Origin of the sequence: Pseudoduganella rivuli, from assembly GCF_009674485.1 — a bacterium.
In the GTDB taxonomy this organism is placed as follows: Bacteria; Pseudomonadota; Gammaproteobacteria; order Burkholderiales; family Burkholderiaceae_D; genus Rugamonas; species Rugamonas rivuli_B.
The window spans coordinates 112179-128740 of the sequence record NZ_WKJJ01000008.1; the positions used below are offsets into that span (position 1 = coordinate 112179).

A 16562-nucleotide genomic window follows, 5' to 3' on the forward strand; every position below is an offset into this window, starting at 1 on the left:
GCATGCCGTGCGAGCCAAAATCTTGTGGTGGCGTACCATCGGCGCATGAAAGGCAGGTACACCAGGGTACTCGCGCGCTGCGCGCGGCTCATGGGGGCGGCGGTCCTGCTGCTGTGCTGCACCAGCGCGGCGCAACAGGCCCAGCAACCAATCCAGTCCGTCACCGTGCCCAATACGCGCGACCCCGTCGACAAGTCTTACCGCAAGATGGTGCGGGGCATGGACCGCTATGCGCGCCACATTGCGCTAGCGCCGCAATCGGCATTGCGGTTCCGCCTGTTGCCCCGCTTACCCACTATCAATCTGGAAGGCGTGACCCTGAATGTGGTGGGCGACCACATCACGCTGCCGGTGGCGATCGCGCCCGACCACACGTTCACGCTGGAGCGCAACGAGCAGGCGCTGCGCGAAGATGCCGCGCTGGTGGCCAACCGCAAGACCAGCAGCATGACGTGGCGCGCGCAAGTCATCAGCAGCGGCGTACCGCCAGGCATGCGGCGGCTGGGCGATTTGCGGCTCGAATGCCTGGTGGGGGTGGAAGCGGGGCTGGTATCGAACAATGCGCGGATGTTTGCCTGGCTGTCGGATTTGCTGGCGGGGCCGGACCAGGTGTGCACGTCACCGGACGGCAATTACCTGCAATTTGCGGAACGGCCGCTGTTTGGCGTGACGTTGCGGTCCGGCGAACGCGTGGCGGTGCTGCCGTTCCGCGCGCTGTATGCGGGAGGAACGCAAACGCCGGCCACGCTGCCGTTCTGCGATTGCCAGGTGCTGCTGGACCGCAGTTATTACGCGCCCGTGTGGGATGCCAGCTGGCCGGACGATACGCTGGTGGAATTCGATTACATGGATGAAGCGCCGGCCGTTGCGCCCGAAGCGCCGCCGGACAGCGCCGCCGTGCTGGCGCGGCTGGGGGCACCGTTCAAGGCCATCACGTTCGACAGCGGCTATGAAGTGTGGCAATACCAGTATCCGCCCGCGCGGCGTCTGCCGGCCACTGCGGACGGCACTCCGCAGATGGCGGAACTGGTACTGCTTTTTGACAGCGAGGGAAAAACCGTCAAGGCGCGGCGGCGCGAACCATAACAGCACTCGCCGCTGCCCCCCTCAACTGCCGGCATTCGCCTGCGGACTGTACTTGTCCGCCTGTACCTTGCCGCCCACGCCATGCGTGCGCACCTCCGCCGTGATCGGCAACATGCTCGCATTCCATGTTTCCCACTGCTGCTTCAAGTCGGCCAGCTTGTCCGGATGGCGATAGGCCAGGTTGGCGCGTTCGCGCTGGTCCGCCGACAAATCGAACAGGAATTCATTGCCGTTCAACTTCAGGTATTTCCAGTTCCCCGCCCGCACGGCGCGCTGTTCATTGGCCTTGTAGCGCCAGAACAGCGTGCGCTCGACCGGTTTTTCCTCGCCCAGCAACACGGGCAGCAGGTTGGCGCCGTCCGGCTGGTAGGCGGGGTCGGGGACCGTGCCGGCGGCAGCCAGCAACGTCGGCAGCCAGTCCATGCTGATCGCCACCTGGCTGCTGACCTGTCCCGCCTTGATGCGGCCCGGCCAGCGTACGATGCCGGGCACGCGGATGCCGCCTTCCAGCAATTCGGTTTTCTGGCCGGCGAACGGCCACGTTTTCGAGAAGCGCTCGCCGCCGTTATCGCTGGAAAATACCACGATGGTGTTCTCGGCCAGGCCTTTTTGTTCCAGCGTTTTCAGCACGCGGCCGATCGACGCATCCAGCGCCACCACCATCTTGCCGTAGGTGGCCAGGTCGCCGCCGTCATAGTGGAAAATGCCGCCGCCGGATGCCGTCAGCGAACGGGAAATAGCTTCGTCGCCGGGCCCTTCCCACGGCCAGTGCGGCGCCGTGTAATGCAGCGACAGGAAGAACGGTTGCGCGGCGCTCTGCTGCCTGACGAACGCGGAAGCGCGCTGGCCCAGCAAGTCCGTGTAGTAGCCCACTTCGCTGACCGGCACCTCGCCTTCATACAAGTCGTCCTTCACGTCCGGTCCCACGCCCGGCTTGTGCGTGAAGTAATCGATGGCCCCGCCATAGTTGCCGTAGAAGGAATCGTAGCCGCTTTTCAGGGGGCCGAATTTCGGCAGCGATCCCAGATGCCACTTGCCGACCAGCGCGGTGCGGTAGCCCGCTTTCTTCAACAGCGATGGCAGGGTCGGATGTTCGGGCGGCAAGCCGATGGTGTCGGACGCGCCGGAAATCGGTTCTTCCAGGCCGCCCCGAAGGCGGTACTGGTAGCGGCCCGTGATCAGCCCGAAGCGGGTGGCCGAGCAGACGGCGGAATTCGAATAATGCTGCGTCAGGCGCAAGCCTTGTGCTGCCAGCTTATCCAGGTTCGGCGTGCGGAAATCCGTCTGGCCATAGACACTCAGGTCGCCCCAGCCCAGGTCATCGGCCAGGATGAAGATGATATTGGGCTGGCCGTTGCCGGCTTTTGCCAGCGCGGCGGGCGCCACGGCCGCCGCCAGGCCCAGGGTGGACAAGCCGCCAATCACGGCGCGGCGCTTGCGGTTAATCTTGCTCATGACTTCTCTCCTGTCATTCAGAATTCATAGCGGCCGGTGACGCCCACCGTGCGCGGGGTGCCGATCACGGCGTTATAGGAACCGAAATTGCTGTTCCACATGCTGGTGTAGTAGTGCTTGTCGAACGCGTTTTTCACCCACAGCGACACATCCCATGCGGCGCCCCGCGTGCTGCGCAAGCCCAGCGAGAAATTGCTGATGCTGTAGGCCGGGATCTTCGAATACTCGGAGGCATCCAGCGTGCCGTAGGTGGCGCCACGGTACGAATAGTTGGCGTTCACGTAGGCTTGCAACCCTTCGCCGGCGCGGTGCGCATACTGTGCGCTGGCGTTGGCGATCCAGCGCGGCGCGTTGACCAGCGCATTGCGGCCGGACAGGTCGCAGAACGTCGCGCTGCGCTCCGGCGGGCATGGCGCGTTGGTGTAGGCCAGGTAGCTGGCGTCATTGAACGACACGTTCGAGCGCAAGGTCAGGCCCCGGGTGGGCGTGGCCACCAGTTCCAGTTCCACGCCACGTGTACGCACATCACCCGCATTGGTCAAATACGACGTGCGGCTGACGGGGTCATACGCATTGCTCTGGTATCCATGCACGATGGTGGCGTACACGTTGCCGTTCAATTGCAGGTTGTTGTCGAACCATTGCGACTTCACGCCCGCTTCGAAGGCATTGGCGCGCTCGGTACCGACCAGCAGCGACGCAATGCCGCCCGCGCCCGGCACCGACAGGTTGATGCCACCGGATTTTTCGCCATGCGACAGGCTGGAATACAGCAGCACGTCCGGGTTGACCTTGTAGCCCACGTTGAGCAGCGCGGTCGGGCTGTTTTGCGACAGTTCCACGACGCCGGAATCGAATGCGCCGTAACGGCCGTTGCGGGACGCCAGCACGGCGCCGGTGACGGCAGGGCCGATTGGCGCATTGCGCGTGATCCGGGCGCTCTTGTCTTCATAGGTGACGCGGGCGCCCGCCGTCACGTCCAGCTTCGGCGTGGCGTGCCACGTCGATTGCGCAAACAGCGCATAGCTGTCGACGTCCAGCCAGGCGGGCGCCGTGCTGGTGACATTCGACCATGCACCGGCCGGCGTGCCGTTGTACAGGTCGTTCAGCGGACCGTTGACGTTGAACGAATTGTTCGACAGTTTCTGGCGGTAGTAATACGCGCCAAACACGGACTCCAGCGGCTGGCCGGATGGCGTGGCCCAGCGCAATTCCTGCGTGAATTGCTTGTGGCGCGTGGAAGCGCCCGCGTTCAGCCCGACGGGCACCGGCAAGCCGTCATCGTTTTGCGGCGTGAAGGCCCAGAAGCGGTATGCCGTCACGGACGTCAGTTTCGCGTCGCCGGCGAACGTCCAGTTGGCTTCCGCCGATGCGCCGCCCTGGTGCACGGCCACGTGGGACCCGGTGTCGAGGTTCACGGCGCGCTCTTTCGGATCGGGTACCGGCGAAGCGCCCACCAGCTTGGCCTGCGTCAGCGCGCGGCCGCTGGGGCCCGCGCTGTAGAACACCAGCGTGCCGTTATTCGAATCTTCCTCGTGGTAGTCGGCAATCACGCGCAGGTTGAAGTCCTTGCTCTTTTCCACCAGCACCTGGGCTCGCACGCCATTGCGGTCGCCGCCCTGCACCTTGCCGCCATCGTAGCGGTTGGTGATGTAGCCATCGTCACGCGATGCATAGGCGGTCAGGCGTCCCGCCACGCCGTCTGCCAGCTCGCCATTCAGCACGAAGCGGCCCTGCTTGTGGCCATACTGGCCCAGCGACAGGTCGGCGATGCGCTCGGTATTGAAGGTCGGCTTTTTCGATGCAATATTGAGCACGCCGGCCGTGGTGTTCTTGCCGAACAGCGTGCCTTGCGGACCGCGCAGCAATTCCAGTTGGGCGATGTCGAGCGCGTCGAACGCCGCCATGCCGGGACGGGCCAGGTAGACATTGTCCAGGTAGACGCCGACACTCCCCTCCAGGCCATCGCTGGCCGGATTGTTGCCCAGGCCCCGCACGGCGAAGCTCATTTGGCGTGCGTGCACATAATTGACGGTGGTGCTGGGCAGCAGTTGCGGCAAATCCTGCACGCGGTACGTGCGGCTGCCATCGAGCACATCTTCGCCCAGCACGCTCATCGGCGTCGGCACGTTCTGCGAACTTTCCACGCGGCGGCGGGTCGTCACCAGCACGGTTTGTACCGCGCCGGCATAGGCGGCGTCCGATGCGCTGGCGCCTGCGGCGCCGATTGCCGCGCCGATTGCGGCGGCGCCGCCCGCCGACGTATCGGTCGCGACGATGGTGACCGCGTCATCGGCGGCAATGCCGCCCGACGCGCCGGCTGCCGCCGCCACTGCCGTTGCGATGGCTGCCGCCGCATGCGATTGCACCGGTTGCGCCAGCGCCAGCACGGCCAGCGCGATGGCGCTGAGTTTGAGTTCTTGCTTAACCACGATTTATCCCTTTGCTCTCTATTTTTGGCAAAGCTGCGCCCCGCCCTCCAGCGATCGGGCGCGCTTTGCATGTATTGGTTACTTCGGAAAATCAGCGCTGGTCGGCAACCTTCACGCCGCTGTCCGCGTTGTGTGCGGCCACGGCTTTTTCCGAGCGGGGTGTGCCTGCCGGAGCCCAGTCATACGGCACCGGTTGTGCGCGGTAGACCCAGTTGGTTTTCACCTGCTTGCCCGCGCCGCCCACGGCGGAATTGCCGAAATACGGGCTGACGTATTCCCATACGATGTCGCCCTGTGGCGTCACCTGGAAGAAGCGGCCATTCATGCCTTCGTCGACCAGCGTATTCCCGTTCGGCAGGCGGCGCGCGCTGCTGATAAAGGCGCTGTAGAAACTCCACAGGGTCTGCCCGGAATTGGCCGCCGTGTATTGCCACACGATTTATTTGGTGACGGGATCGATTTCCAGCACGCGTGAATGGGGGAACATGCCGGGGCTGACTTTCGGATAGCCCGCTTCGCCCTGGTTGTCGAACACGAGCAGATTGCCGGCGCCCGGCAAGCCTTGCGGGATCACGTGCGCATCGTGCAGGCCGATGATCTGGTCGACGGGACGCGGCACGTTCGTCGCGCCAATGGCGGGATAATCCGGTCCCAGGTTCCACACCACCTTGCCCGTCTTCTTGTCGATGATGACGATGAAGTTGGCTTCGCGCGAATTGATCAGCACATTGTCCGGATGGAAGCGCGTATCGCCTTGGTCGTACCATTTATTGGGCCCCACCACCGACATGTTATTGACATGCAGGTAGTCGAGCGCTTTGGCGCCATTGCGCGGCTCCGCGGCGCGCACCAGCTTCAAGGCTGCGGGCGAAAAACCGAATTCCTCCAGGTGCTCGGACGCCACCCACTTCCATGCCACGTCGCCTTTCGGCGTGACTTCATAAATCACGTCATCGAGCACTTGTTCGGCCTTGAACCCTGCCACCGGGTGGACCTGGTTGGCCAGGACCAGCGTATTCCCGTTCGGCAGGCGGCGCCAGTCGTGGTGCTGTTTGACTCCGCCATCGGGCGCGGCGCTGCTTTGCACGGTCGCCGATGCATAGGCATCCTGCGCCCCCTGGCCCCACTGCCACACGACCTGGCCATTCCAGTCCAGTTCACCGATGGCCTTGTTGCCCAGGCCATTGCCGGCCGCCGCGCCGGGCGCGTTCGCCAGTTGCAGCAGGATGTTGCCGCGCTTGCCGCCGGCCAGCGCCGGGTCCAGCAACACGGGCGGGAAGCCCACATGCGGCCACTGGCGCACTTCATTGCCATTCATGTCGATCAAGTGCGTCTTGCCATCCTGGCCGCTGAAGACGACATAGCCATTCCATGCGCGCGCCGGTTCATAGCGGGTTACGCCGGTGGGATAGACGCTGGGCGCAGCGCTTGCCGTGACCGCAGCGAAGGCGCAAGCCATGGCCGCGCACATCATGGCGAGTTGCCGTGCGCGGCGCGGACGGCCTTTACCTTCAGGGGAAACTGCTGCGGACGATGCAAACATCTGTGGCTCCTTGGTGGTTATCAAACAGTGGGTGCATCTTACGCAGCACCCCATCTCGCTAGCCACGAATTAATTCGCATACGGATATTTGCAGCGGACGCATTTGAACAGTACAAATGCGCATGGACAGCGAGCGCCCAATAATTAGGCAAACCGCTGGCAAATCAGCCGAAGGGACAGCAACTAAAAGGGGCTTGGCAAACCGGATTTCATGCTGCTATAATCTTGGTCTCTTGGCCTGGTAGCTCAGTTGGTAGAGCAGAGGATTGAAAATCCTTGTGTCGGTGGTTCGATTCCGCCCCGGGCCACCAAGAATTCTTTAGCGAAAACGCCGACCCATGCTGGTCGGCGTTTTTGTTTGTACGCTCCCCGGTTTTGACGTCATCGATTTTTGACTTGAATCAACGACACTGTTGATTCAGCTCACTACACTGGTCCTACGATCCGCTCGCATCTCGCGCAGCGGTGGCTTCCCTCCCGACCATGGCGACGCTTCCCGCATACATCTTCCACACCGACTGCCTCAAGCACGAGATGGGGCCGCAGCATCCCGAGGCGCCAGGGCGCATCGGGGCGATCCACGACATGCTGCTGATCAGGGGGCTGCTCGACTTCATGCAGCCCTATGACGCGCCGTTGGCGACCGAAGCCCAACTGGCAAGGGCACATTCCAGCCTGTACCTGCACAGCATAGCGGCGCAGTCACCGGCCAGCGGCAGCGTGCAGATCGATCCCGACACCAGCATGAACCCATACACCTACCGGGCGGCGCTGCGCGCGGCCGGCGCTGCCGTGCTGGCCACCGACCTGGTGCTGACGCAACGCGCCGGCTTTGCCTTCTGCAATGTGCGCCCGCCCGGCCACCACGCCGAATATGGGGCGGCCGGCGGCTTTTGCTTCTTCAACAACGTCGCCGTCGGCATCCGCCACGCGCTCGATGTGCACGGCCTGGAACGGGTCGCGCTGGTCGACTTCGACGTCCACCACGGCAACGGCAGCGAGGACATCCTGCGCGACGATGCGCGCGTGCTGATGTGCTCGATCTTTGAGGACAAGCTCTATCCCTTCTCCGGCAATACGCCGCGCGGCGCCAACATGGTCAACGTACCACTGCCGGCACGCTCCGGCGGCGACGTGATGCGCGCCGCCATCACCGGGCAGTGGCTGCCGGCGCTGGAGCGTTTCGCACCGCAGATGATCTTCGTCTCCGCCGGCTTCGACGGCCACCGCGAGGACGACATGGGCAATCTCGGCCTGGTCGAAGCCGACTATGCCTGGATCACCCGGCAGATTGTGGCGGTGGCGCAGCGCCACGCCCATGGCCGCATTGTGTCCTGCCTGGAAGGCGGATATGAACCATCGTCACTGGCACGGAGCGCAGCGGCGCACCTGAAGGTGCTGCTGGGACTCGACGACTAACCCCATCTCTTGCGAAGCGACGATGCAAGCTCATTACCTTACCCCGCTGTTCTCCCCGGCGTCGATGGTGGTCTTCTGCGGCAAGGAAGACCAGCCGGAGAGCCAGAGCAGCTACGGTCGCGGCATCCGCGCCCAGCTCGAACAGGGTGGTTTCAGCGGCCCCGTCACCTATCTCGACGTCTGCATGAGCGGCACCCTGTCCGACCTGGCCCATTCCCGCGCCGACCTGGCCGTCATCGCGCTGCCCAACGAGGAGGTGGCATTTGCGCTGGAGGTGGCCGGCCGCATCCAGTGCCGCGCGGCGCTGGTGATCTCGGCCGGCGTGGCGCCGCCGCTGGCCAGGGAGTTGCACGCGATCGCGCGCAAGCACGGCCTGCACCTGCTCGGGCCTAACAGCCTGGGCTATCAGCGCCCGCGCCTGAACCTCAATGCCAGCATGGCCGGTCGCCTGGCGCAGCCGGGCAGCCTGGCGCTGATCTCGCAGTCCGGCGCGCTGACGGCCGCCATCCTCGACTGGGCCGACAAGAACGCGGTCGGGTTTTCCACCGTGGTCTCGCTCGGCCCCAACACGGCGGTCGACCTGGCACAGACGCTGGATTTCCTCGCCACAGACCCGGCCACGCAGTCGATCGTCATCTGCATGGAAGGCATCACCAATGCGCGCCGCTTCCTGTCGGCGCTGCGCGGCGCAGCCAACACCAAGCCTGTGGTGGTGCTCAAAGCCGGCAACGCGGCAGCGGCCTCGCAGGCGGCGCAAACACACTCCGGCGCGATCGTCGGCAGCGGCGAGGTGTTCGACGCGGCGCTGCGCCGTACCGGCGCGGTGCGCGTCCAGTCCTTCGTCCAGCTGTTCGCGGCGGCGAAATGCCTGGCCTCGCGCTACCGCCCGGTCGGGCCGCGCCTGGCCATCGTCACCAATGGCGGCGGCCCGGGCGTGCTGGCGGCAGACTGGATCGACGAAAAGAAGCTGCAACTGGCGCAGCTGTCGCCCGCGTCCACCCAGGCGCTAACGCCGCTGCTGCCGCCACACGCGACCCTGTACAACCTGCTTGACCTGTCCGAAGAGGCCGGGGCCGATCATTTCGCCTGCGCGCTGCAGACCTGCGCCCACGACAGCCAGATCGACGGCATCCTGGTGATCTATTCGCCCAAGCCGGGTAGCGACCCGGGCGCGGTGGCGCAGGCGGTGGCCAGCCTGTATCCCAGCCTGGGCAAGCCGCTACTGACCTGCTGGATGGGTGACGCCCAGGTTGGCGAGGCGCGCAGCATTCTCGGCGCGGCCGGCCTGGCCACCTTCCGCACGCCGGAGGCGGCGGTCGATGGCTTCAGCAACATCGCCTCCTTCTACCAGAACCAGCAACTGTTGTACCAAACCCCGCCGCCGCTATCGCAACTGGCGCAGCCCGACCTCGAAGGCGCGCGCCTGCTGATCGAAAGCGTGCTGGCCGAGCGCCGCAATGTACTCACCGAGATGGAATCAAAGGCGCTGCTGGCGGCTTTCCACATCCCGATCACCCAGACCATCCTGGCGCGCAGCGCCGGCGAGGCGATCCTGATCGCCAGCCAGCTAGGTTATCCAGTGGCGCTGAAGATCGACTCGCCCGACATCTCGCACAAGTCCGACGTGCAGGGCGTGGCGCTCAACGTGCTCGACGCCGCCGCCGTACGCGACGGCTACAACGACATGATGGCCAACGTGCGCCGCCTCGAGCCGAACGCGTGCATCAACGGCGTGACGATCCAGAAAATGGCAGGCAAGCGCAATGGGCGCGAGCTATACATCGGCGTCGTCACTGACCACCTGTTTGGCCCGGTCATCAGTTTTGGCGCCGGCGGCACGATGATAGAACTGATCAACGACCGCGCCGTCGAATTGCCGCCGCTGAACCAGTTCCTGGCCCGGCGCCTGATCGCGCGGGTACGCTCGGCCAGCACCCTGGGGGAGTGGCGCGGCGCGCCGCCGGTACAGCGCGAATCAGTCGAACACATGCTGCTGCGCGTGTCGGAAATGGTATGCGAGCTGCCGCAGTTGCGCGAAATGGACATCAATCCGCTGATCGTCGACGAGCACGGCGCGCTGGTGGTGGACGCGCGCATCGTCATCGGTGCGGCGCCGCCGTCCGCGCACGACTATGACCACCTGGCGATCTTGCCCTACCCGTCGACCTATACCCGGGAATGGCCGATGCGCGGCGGCGGCCAGTACACGCTGCGCCCGATACAGCCGGACGACGCCTCGATGCTGCAAGACCTGGTGCGCGGCTTGTCGGAAAAATCGCGCTACTACCGATTCGCCTCTTCGCTGCGCGAGCTGTCGGTGCCGATGCTGGCGCGCTACACCCTGATCGACTACGACCGCGAAATGGCGCTGGTGGCGGTGCAGCGCACCCGCACGCTAGGGCCGGATGGCGAGTTCGTCGAGGCCGAGAGCATCATCGGCGTGTCGCGCTACATCGCCAATCCCGACCGCAGCAGTTGCGAGTTCTCGTTGCTGGTGGACGACCGCTTCAGCGGCCAGGGCCTGGGCACGCGCCTGATGCTGGGCATCATGGACGTCGCGCGCGACAAGGGGTTGAGCGAGATCGACGGCCTGGTGCTGTGCAAAAACAGCGGCATGCTCAAGCTGATGGCCAGCCTGGACTTCCAGATCCAGCCCTACTCGGACGACCCCGACTTCCGGCTGTGCAGCAAGACGCTGTGAAGCCGCACCGGGACCGCACTTGGCGAAAACGGCGACGCAATCCCATGGGTCATCCATAACTGGCCACTTGCCGCGCAAACCTGCGCAGGCCGGCCGGTCCGGTTTGTTCCGCCTTCACGCACCACGCCTGCAGGCTGGCCAGCAACTGTTCCGGTGACGCCGCCGAACGGCGCCACAGGACTTCCAGCGTGTCGCGCGCCGCTTGCATGGCATCGAGCGGTCCGCTGTGGGCCAGCACCAATCCAAGGGCAGTGCGTTGCAGGCTGCTGAGCCGGCAAGGAGTGCGCCGCAGCAGATGCCTGGCCTGCGCCAGCATGGGGCGCGGGAATTGTTTGAGCAGCATGGCGCGTTCGGTGCGATAAACAGCAAGCGTCAATAGCGTCAGTTCCCGCACCAGCTCGGCACGGTTGCCCAGCACCTGCCGCAGGGTGGCCGGCGTCGGCGCCAGTTGTCCCGGACGCGGTGTCAACGGATGCGGCGCCTCGCGAACCCGCGCCAGCCGCAGCCATTGCAGGACGCGGATATATGCCCAGCCGATATCCAGCTCGAACCAGCGCACTGAAAATTTTGCCGAGGTCGGGAACGTGTGATGGTTGTTGTGCAGCTCTTCGCCGCCGATCAGCAAGCCAAACGGAACGATGTTGGTCGCCGCCTCCTTGCAGTCATAGTTGCGGTAACCCGCATAATGTCCCACGCCGTTGATCACGCCGGCCGCCAGGAATGGAATCCACATCATCTGGCACGCCCACAGCGTCAGTCCGCGCGCGCCGAACAGGAACAGCTCGATCGCCAGCAACAGGCCGACGCCCTGCCACGTATAGCGGCTGTATACACGGCGCTCGATCCAGTCGTCCGGCGCGCCGGCGCCATAGCGATCAACCAGCGCGGGCCGGCTGGCGGCAGCCTGGTACAGTTCCGCGCCGCGCCACAGCACCTGGTTGATGCCGGCGACAACCGGGCTATGGGGATCCTTCGCTGTTTCGCAGTGCGCATGATGGCACCGGTGAACCGCCACCCACTCCCGTGTCACCATGCCGGTGGTCAGCCACAGCCAGAACCGGAAGGCGTGCGATACCGCCGGCCCCAGCGACAGTGCGCGGTGGGTCTGGCAGCGGTGCAGATAAACCGTCACGGCCACGATGGTCGCGTGCGTGGTGATCGCGCCGACCAGGAACAATTGCCACCAGCTGAACGCCAGGAATCCGTCAGCCAGTCTTTGCCAATGCATCGCCATGTCTGCCCTCCTCGGGTGCCGCTATACATTCGGGTGTCGCCAGGCGCATCGCCGGCATGCGGCGATTGGGGGACTTTGACGGAGTTGCGCCGGCAGGCGGCAACGCTGAGGAAGGCCAATACGAACTGCAGTTTTTGGCGAAATACCTGTCCCCACTATACGCGCCAAAGCACGCATTACCTAACGATTCCGCCACCGTGCGGGGCACCGCATCAGTGGCGTTGGCGAAACAGCCATCGGCGTACAATAACGCTTCCCATCCCCCGCCAAGGAGGCTGTCATGGCCCGCCTGTCCCGCCTGTCCCATTTTGCCGCCACGCTCATGCTGCTCGCCACCTGGCTGGCGGCGCCTGCAGCCTTTGCCGGCAAGTCTTACCAGTACGCCGCCGTCGGCGATCCGGCCAATGTCGTCAAGCCCCACCCGGGCAAGCCGTCGCTGGTATTGATGGGTGGCGGCCCCGATGTCGACGCCGCGTTCGCGTGGATGATCACGCAGGGCGGCGGTGGCAACTTTGTCGTGATCCGCAGCCGCGGCGCCGATGAATACAACCCGTACATCTATGCCATGGGGGGCGTGCAGTCGGTGGAAACCCTGGTGATCCCCAGCCGGGCTGCGGCCAGCGATCCTTTCGTCATCGAGCGCATCCGCGGGGCGGAAGCCCTGTTCATCGCCGGCGGCGACCAGTCGGACTACATCAACTTCTGGCAGGGCACGCCGGTGCAGGCGGCGATCCAGGAATTGGCAGCCAACAACATTCCGATCGGTGGCACCAGCGCCGGCATGGCGCTGCTGGGGAAATTCGGGTTTTCCGCGCTCAATGGCGGCCTGCTGTCGGCAGACGCGCTGGCCAATCCATTCGACCGGCGCGTCACGCTGGAGCGCGATTTCGTCAACCTGCCCGATATGGGCGGCCTGATCGCCGATTCGCACCTCGACGCGCGCGACCGCATGGGACGCCTGGTCACCTTCATGGCGCGCATCGTCAACGACGGATGGGCGCCTTCAGTGCACGGGGTGGGCGTGGATGTGGAAACCGCGTTGCTGGTGAAAGACGGCAGCGCCACCCGTGTCGGCGCCGGGGCAGTGTATTTCCTGTCCACCGTGGGCGTACCGGGCGTGTGCAAACCCAAAACCCCGCTCACGTACCGCAATATCGGCGTGCAGCGCCTGTCCGGCGGCGCCATATTCGATATGCGCAACTGGGCTGCTTATAACGGTGGCGCCATCAGCTACACGATTTCCGCCGTAAATGGCGTGCTGAGTTCGACCCAGCCGGGCGGCTCTCCGTACTGAGGCCCGCCGCGAACGGCAGCTGCAAGGTTAGCTGGAGGAAATCCCTACCCCGAAATAGGAAAGTCCTGATAGTTTCTCCGCGGAATGTTAAATACATTCCTAATAAAGTTATAAAGGAGAACCACTTGTCTTCCTTGCTCAATTCCAGCGCTGAAATGGGCATGATCGACGCCACCGGCGCCTGAGCGCCGGTATTCACTGCGGAAATTTGACAAAGGAAAAAATGACCATCTCGCATTTGAAAGTTTCGACCCGGCTGGCTATTGGCTTTGGACTGGTCTCACTGCTGTTGGCAGTCATTACCCTGCTGGGCCTGAGCCGCATGAGCGGGCTGAAAAGCCGGATGGATGAAATCACCAAAGTCAACGACGTACAAGCCGCGCAAGCGTCGGCCATGTATATCACCATCACGGAACGTGCGCTGGCGCTGCGCAACCTCATCCTGCTGGGCGATAACCCGGAGGAAGTGCAGATCGAAGTGAAGCGGATCAAGACGCAGACGGAAAAATATGCGGCGGCGGCCGATACGCTGGGCCGCATGCTCGATGCGCCGTCCAACAATACCACGCCGCAGGAAAAAGCCCTGTTCGAGGGCATCCGCCAGAGCGCCGAGGCGGCGGCACCCTTCGTCGCCAAGGGCCTGGAACTGGCGCAGGCCGGCCGGGGTGACGAAGCTTACCGGCTGTTGCGGTTCGAATTCCGCCCCACGCAAAAGAAATGGTGGGACCAATTGAACCAGTTGATCGAACTGCAGGTGAAACAAAACGCCGAGGCGAACGCGGAGGCCGAAGTGAACTATGCCAACGCGCGCGCCATGATGCTGCTCTTTGGCGCACTGGCCCTGGCCGCAAGCGCCACGGCCGCCATATTGATCACGCGCAGCGTGGTCAGGGAACTCGGCGGCGAACCCGGCTACGCGCGCGCCATCGTCGAGCAAATCGCTGCGGGGGACCTGGGGATTGAAATCCACACTCGGGAAAACGATCGCTCCAGCCTGCTGTTTTCCATGCAAGCCATGCGCGACAGCCTGGCCGACATCGTCAGCAGGATTGACGTCACCGCGCATACCATCGCCACCGCATCGAATCAAATCGCCAGCGGCAACCACGACCTGTCTTCGCGCACGGAACAGCAGGCCGGCGCACTGGAGGAAACCGCGTCCGCCATGGACCAGCTGATCGGCACCGTCAAGCAAAACGCCGACCATGCGCAGCAAGCCAACAACCTGGCTTTGTCGGCGTCCGAAGTGGCGCTCAAGGGGGGCGCCGTGGTCGCGCGCGTGGTCGACACCATGGGCTCCATCAATGCCTCGGCCAACAAGATCGTCGACATCATCAGCGTGATCGACGGCATCGCCTTCCAGACCAATATCCTGGCACTGAACGCGGCCGTGGAAGCGGCGCGGGCGGGTGAACAGGGGCGTGGCTTTGCCGTGGTGGCCACCGAAGTGCGCAACCTGGCGCAGCGTTCGGCCGCAGCCGCCAAGGAAATCAAGGCGCTGATCGGCGATTCGGCCAGCCAGGTGGAAGCGGGCACGCAGCTGGTCGATCAGGCCGGCGCGACCATGAGCGAGATCGTCACCGGTGTCCGGCACGTCAACGACATCATGGGTGAAATCACCTCCGCCAGCCGGGAGCAGCATGCCGGCATCGAGCAGGTCAACCAGGCGATCAGCCAGATGGAGCAGGCGACACAACAAAACGCGGCGCTGGTCGAGCAAGCTTCCGCCGCTGCGGAATCCATGAAGGAGCAAGCCGGCCAGCTGGTGCAGATCGTCAGCATCTTCAAGCTGGGCAACGCCGGCGCCGCGCAACCGGGCAGCAACGTGACGCCGCTGGTGCGCCGCCGTCCGCCGGCGCGGCCGGCGGCGCAGCGGGAATTGCTGACAGCAGAGACGCGCCGCACATCCCGGTAACGCCGCTCCCGTGTAAAAAAGTGGGCTGTATTTGATCTGGATCATATACAGCCTCCGGTAGCGCCAGCTAGCCTGTGAAATTTTTCGCAGGTTTCCCACAATGCTGTCCGCTCCCGAACTTCTCCTTCCCGCCGGTTCGCTGGCCAAAATGCATGCCGCCTTTGACTTTGGCGCCGACGCGGTCTATGCAGGCCAGCCACGCTATAGCCTGCGCGCGCGCAATAACGACTTTTCCACGCTGAAAACACTGCAGGAAGGCATCGAAGGCGCTCATGCGCGCGGCAAGCAGTTTTTTGTCGCCAGCAATATCTTTGCCCATAACGCCAAACTCAAAACGTACCTGCGCGACATGGAACCCGTGATTGCCATGAAACCGGATGCGCTGATCATGGCCGATCCCGGCCTGATCATGATGGTGCGCGACAAGTGGCCCGAAGTGCCGGTCCATTTGTCGGTGCAGGCCAACGCGGTCAACTGGGCCGATGTGAAGTTCTGGCATCGCATGGGGCTGACGCGGGTGATCCTGTCGCGCGAACTGTCGCTCGACGAAATCGAGGAAATCCGCCAGCGCTGCCCGGAAATGGAACTCGAAGTGTTCGTGCATGGCGCGCTGTGCATCGCGTATTCCGGCCGCTGCCTGCTGTCCGGCTACTTCAACCACCGCGACTCCAACCAGGGCACGTGCACCAATTCCTGCCGCTGGGACTACAAGGTGGGCCATGCCGAAGAAGACGCCAGTGGCGACCTGGCGCCGCCGCAAGTCATCCAGCTGCAATTCAGGCAGGCGCTGGAACAGGCGGAACGCCCGTTGTCGGCGCTGCACCAGCAGCCGCGCCATCGCCTGGCGGACCGGCCCTACCTGATCGAAGAAGCGGAACGCCCTGGGGAACTGATGCCGATCCTCGAAGACGAGCATGGCACCTACATCATGAATTCCAAGGATTTGCGGGCCGTCGAACATATCGAACGGCTGGTGAAGATCGGTGTCGACTCCCTGAAAGTCGAGGGCCGCACCAAGTCGCTGTATTACGTGGCGCGCACCGCACAGGTCTACCGCCAGGCCATCGATGACGCGGTTGCCGGCCGGCCGTTCGATCCCGGCTTGCTGGGGCAGCTGCAGGGCCTGGCCAACCGCGGCTATACCGATGGTTTTTATCAGCGCCACCATACGCAGGCCTACCAGAACTACCTGCGCGGCGCCTCGGAAGTGGACCGCAGCCAGTACGTGGGCCACGTCCTGGGCGTGAACGATGGCTGGGCGCGGGTCGACGTCAAGAACCGCTTTGCTGTTGGCGACCGGCTGGAAGCCGTGCACCCGAACGGCAACCGCGACCTGATCGTCACGCGGCTGCGGGCCGACGATGGCGGCGACATCAGCGTCGCTCCCGGCAGCGGCCACGTAGTGTGGATGGAACTGGACCCGGCGCTCGAAGGCGCGCTGCTGGCGCGCTACGTGTAACGGTCCGGGACCCGGTTATGCGGG

General features: G+C 64.3%; 11 protein-coding genes and 1 tRNA gene. 7 read left to right on the forward strand and 5 right to left on the reverse strand.

The window, feature by feature from the left end; translation table 11 throughout:
- Positions 1-45 precede the first annotated feature (45 nt).
- Positions 46-1086: a hypothetical protein gene (locus GJ700_RS14040; protein ID WP_229506999.1), complete on the forward strand. Its 1041-nt coding sequence runs from the start codon at positions 46-48 to the stop codon at positions 1084-1086.
- A gap of 21 nt (positions 1087-1107) precedes the next feature.
- Here GJ700_RS14040 and GJ700_RS14045 read toward each other — a convergent pair whose 3' ends face one another.
- From GJ700_RS14045 to GJ700_RS14055, 4 genes are all read right to left on the reverse strand, one after another.
- Positions 1108-2541 carry a sulfatase family protein gene (locus GJ700_RS14045; protein WP_154374807.1) on the reverse strand — a complete coding sequence of 478 codons (1434 nt, stop codon included), beginning with the start codon at positions 2539-2541 and terminating at the stop codon, positions 1108-1110.
- A 17-nt stretch (positions 2542-2558) separates the two neighbouring features.
- Complete coding sequence (locus tag GJ700_RS14050) at positions 2559-4973, reverse strand: TonB-dependent receptor (protein WP_371867953.1); 2415 nt, start codon at positions 4971-4973, stop codon at positions 2559-2561.
- A gap of 91 nt (positions 4974-5064) precedes the next feature.
- Positions 5065-5409, reverse strand: coding sequence for an arylsulfotransferase family protein (locus GJ700_RS35445; RefSeq protein ID WP_229507000.1), 345 nt, complete (start codon positions 5407-5409; stop codon positions 5065-5067).
- Positions 5410-5412: 3 nt separating this feature from the next.
- Positions 5413-6516, reverse strand: a complete 1104-nt coding sequence (locus GJ700_RS14055) for an aryl-sulfate sulfotransferase (RefSeq protein ID WP_229507001.1) — start codon at positions 6514-6516, stop codon at positions 5413-5415.
- Positions 6517-6751: 235 nt separating this feature from the next.
- Between GJ700_RS14055 and GJ700_RS14060 the strand changes: the two genes are divergently transcribed.
- The 3 genes from GJ700_RS14060 (at position 6752) to GJ700_RS14070 (ending at position 10636) form a co-directional block, all read left to right on the forward strand.
- Positions 6752-6827 (forward strand) — tRNA-Phe (locus GJ700_RS14060).
- A gap of 172 nt (positions 6828-6999) precedes the next feature.
- Positions 7000-7935: a histone deacetylase family protein gene (locus tag GJ700_RS14065; RefSeq protein WP_154374809.1), complete on the forward strand. Its 936-nt coding sequence runs from the start codon at positions 7000-7002 to the stop codon at positions 7933-7935.
- Positions 7936-7957: 22 nt separating this feature from the next.
- Positions 7958-10636 carry a bifunctional acetate--CoA ligase family protein/GNAT family N-acetyltransferase gene (locus tag GJ700_RS14070; protein WP_154374811.1) on the forward strand — a complete coding sequence of 893 codons (2679 nt, stop codon included), beginning with the start codon at positions 7958-7960 and terminating at the stop codon, positions 10634-10636.
- A 49-nt stretch (positions 10637-10685) separates the two neighbouring features.
- Here GJ700_RS14070 and GJ700_RS14075 read toward each other — a convergent pair whose 3' ends face one another.
- Complete coding sequence (locus tag GJ700_RS14075; protein WP_154374813.1) at positions 10686-11870, reverse strand: DesA family fatty acid desaturase; 1185 nt, start codon at positions 11868-11870, stop codon at positions 10686-10688.
- Between the two features lie 280 nt (positions 11871-12150).
- Here GJ700_RS14075 and GJ700_RS14080 point away from each other — a divergent pair, with 280 nt between their 5' ends.
- The 3 genes from GJ700_RS14080 to trhP all read left to right on the forward strand — a co-directional run bounded on the left by GJ700_RS14080 (position 12151) and on the right by trhP (position 16538).
- Complete coding sequence (locus GJ700_RS14080; protein ID WP_154374815.1) at positions 12151-13164, forward strand: cyanophycinase; 1014 nt, start codon at positions 12151-12153, stop codon at positions 13162-13164.
- Between the two features lie 223 nt (positions 13165-13387).
- Positions 13388-15079: a methyl-accepting chemotaxis protein gene (locus tag GJ700_RS36100; protein WP_154374817.1), complete on the forward strand. Its 1692-nt coding sequence runs from the start codon at positions 13388-13390 to the stop codon at positions 15077-15079.
- Between the two features lie 100 nt (positions 15080-15179).
- Positions 15180-16538, forward strand: a complete 1359-nt coding sequence (gene trhP / locus GJ700_RS14090; protein ID WP_195763897.1) for a prephenate-dependent tRNA uridine(34) hydroxylase TrhP — start codon at positions 15180-15182, stop codon at positions 16536-16538.
- The last annotated feature ends 24 nt before the right edge of the window (positions 16539-16562 follow it).

Coding starts and splice junctions, on each gene's coding strand:
- GJ700_RS14040 (WP_229506999.1), top strand. CDS start 46: ATGAAAGGCAGGTACACCAGGGTACTCGCGCGCTGCGCGCGGCTCATG.
- GJ700_RS14045 (WP_154374807.1), bottom strand. CDS start 2,541: ATGAGCAAGATTAACCGCAAGCGCCGCGCCGTGATTGGCGGCTTGTCC.
- GJ700_RS14055 (WP_229507001.1), bottom strand. CDS start 6,516: ATGTTTGCATCGTCCGCAGCAGTTTCCCCTGAAGGTAAAGGCCGTCCG.
- GJ700_RS14065 (WP_154374809.1), top strand. CDS start 7,000: ATGGCGACGCTTCCCGCATACATCTTCCACACCGACTGCCTCAAGCAC.
- GJ700_RS14070 (WP_154374811.1), top strand. CDS start 7,958: ATGCAAGCTCATTACCTTACCCCGCTGTTCTCCCCGGCGTCGATGGTG.
- GJ700_RS14075 (WP_154374813.1), bottom strand. CDS start 11,870: ATGGCGATGCATTGGCAAAGACTGGCTGACGGATTCCTGGCGTTCAGC.
- GJ700_RS14080 (WP_154374815.1), top strand. CDS start 12,151: ATGGCCCGCCTGTCCCGCCTGTCCCATTTTGCCGCCACGCTCATGCTG.
- GJ700_RS36100 (WP_154374817.1), top strand. CDS start 13,388: ATGACCATCTCGCATTTGAAAGTTTCGACCCGGCTGGCTATTGGCTTT.
- trhP (WP_195763897.1), top strand. CDS start 15,180: ATGCTGTCCGCTCCCGAACTTCTCCTTCCCGCCGGTTCGCTGGCCAAA.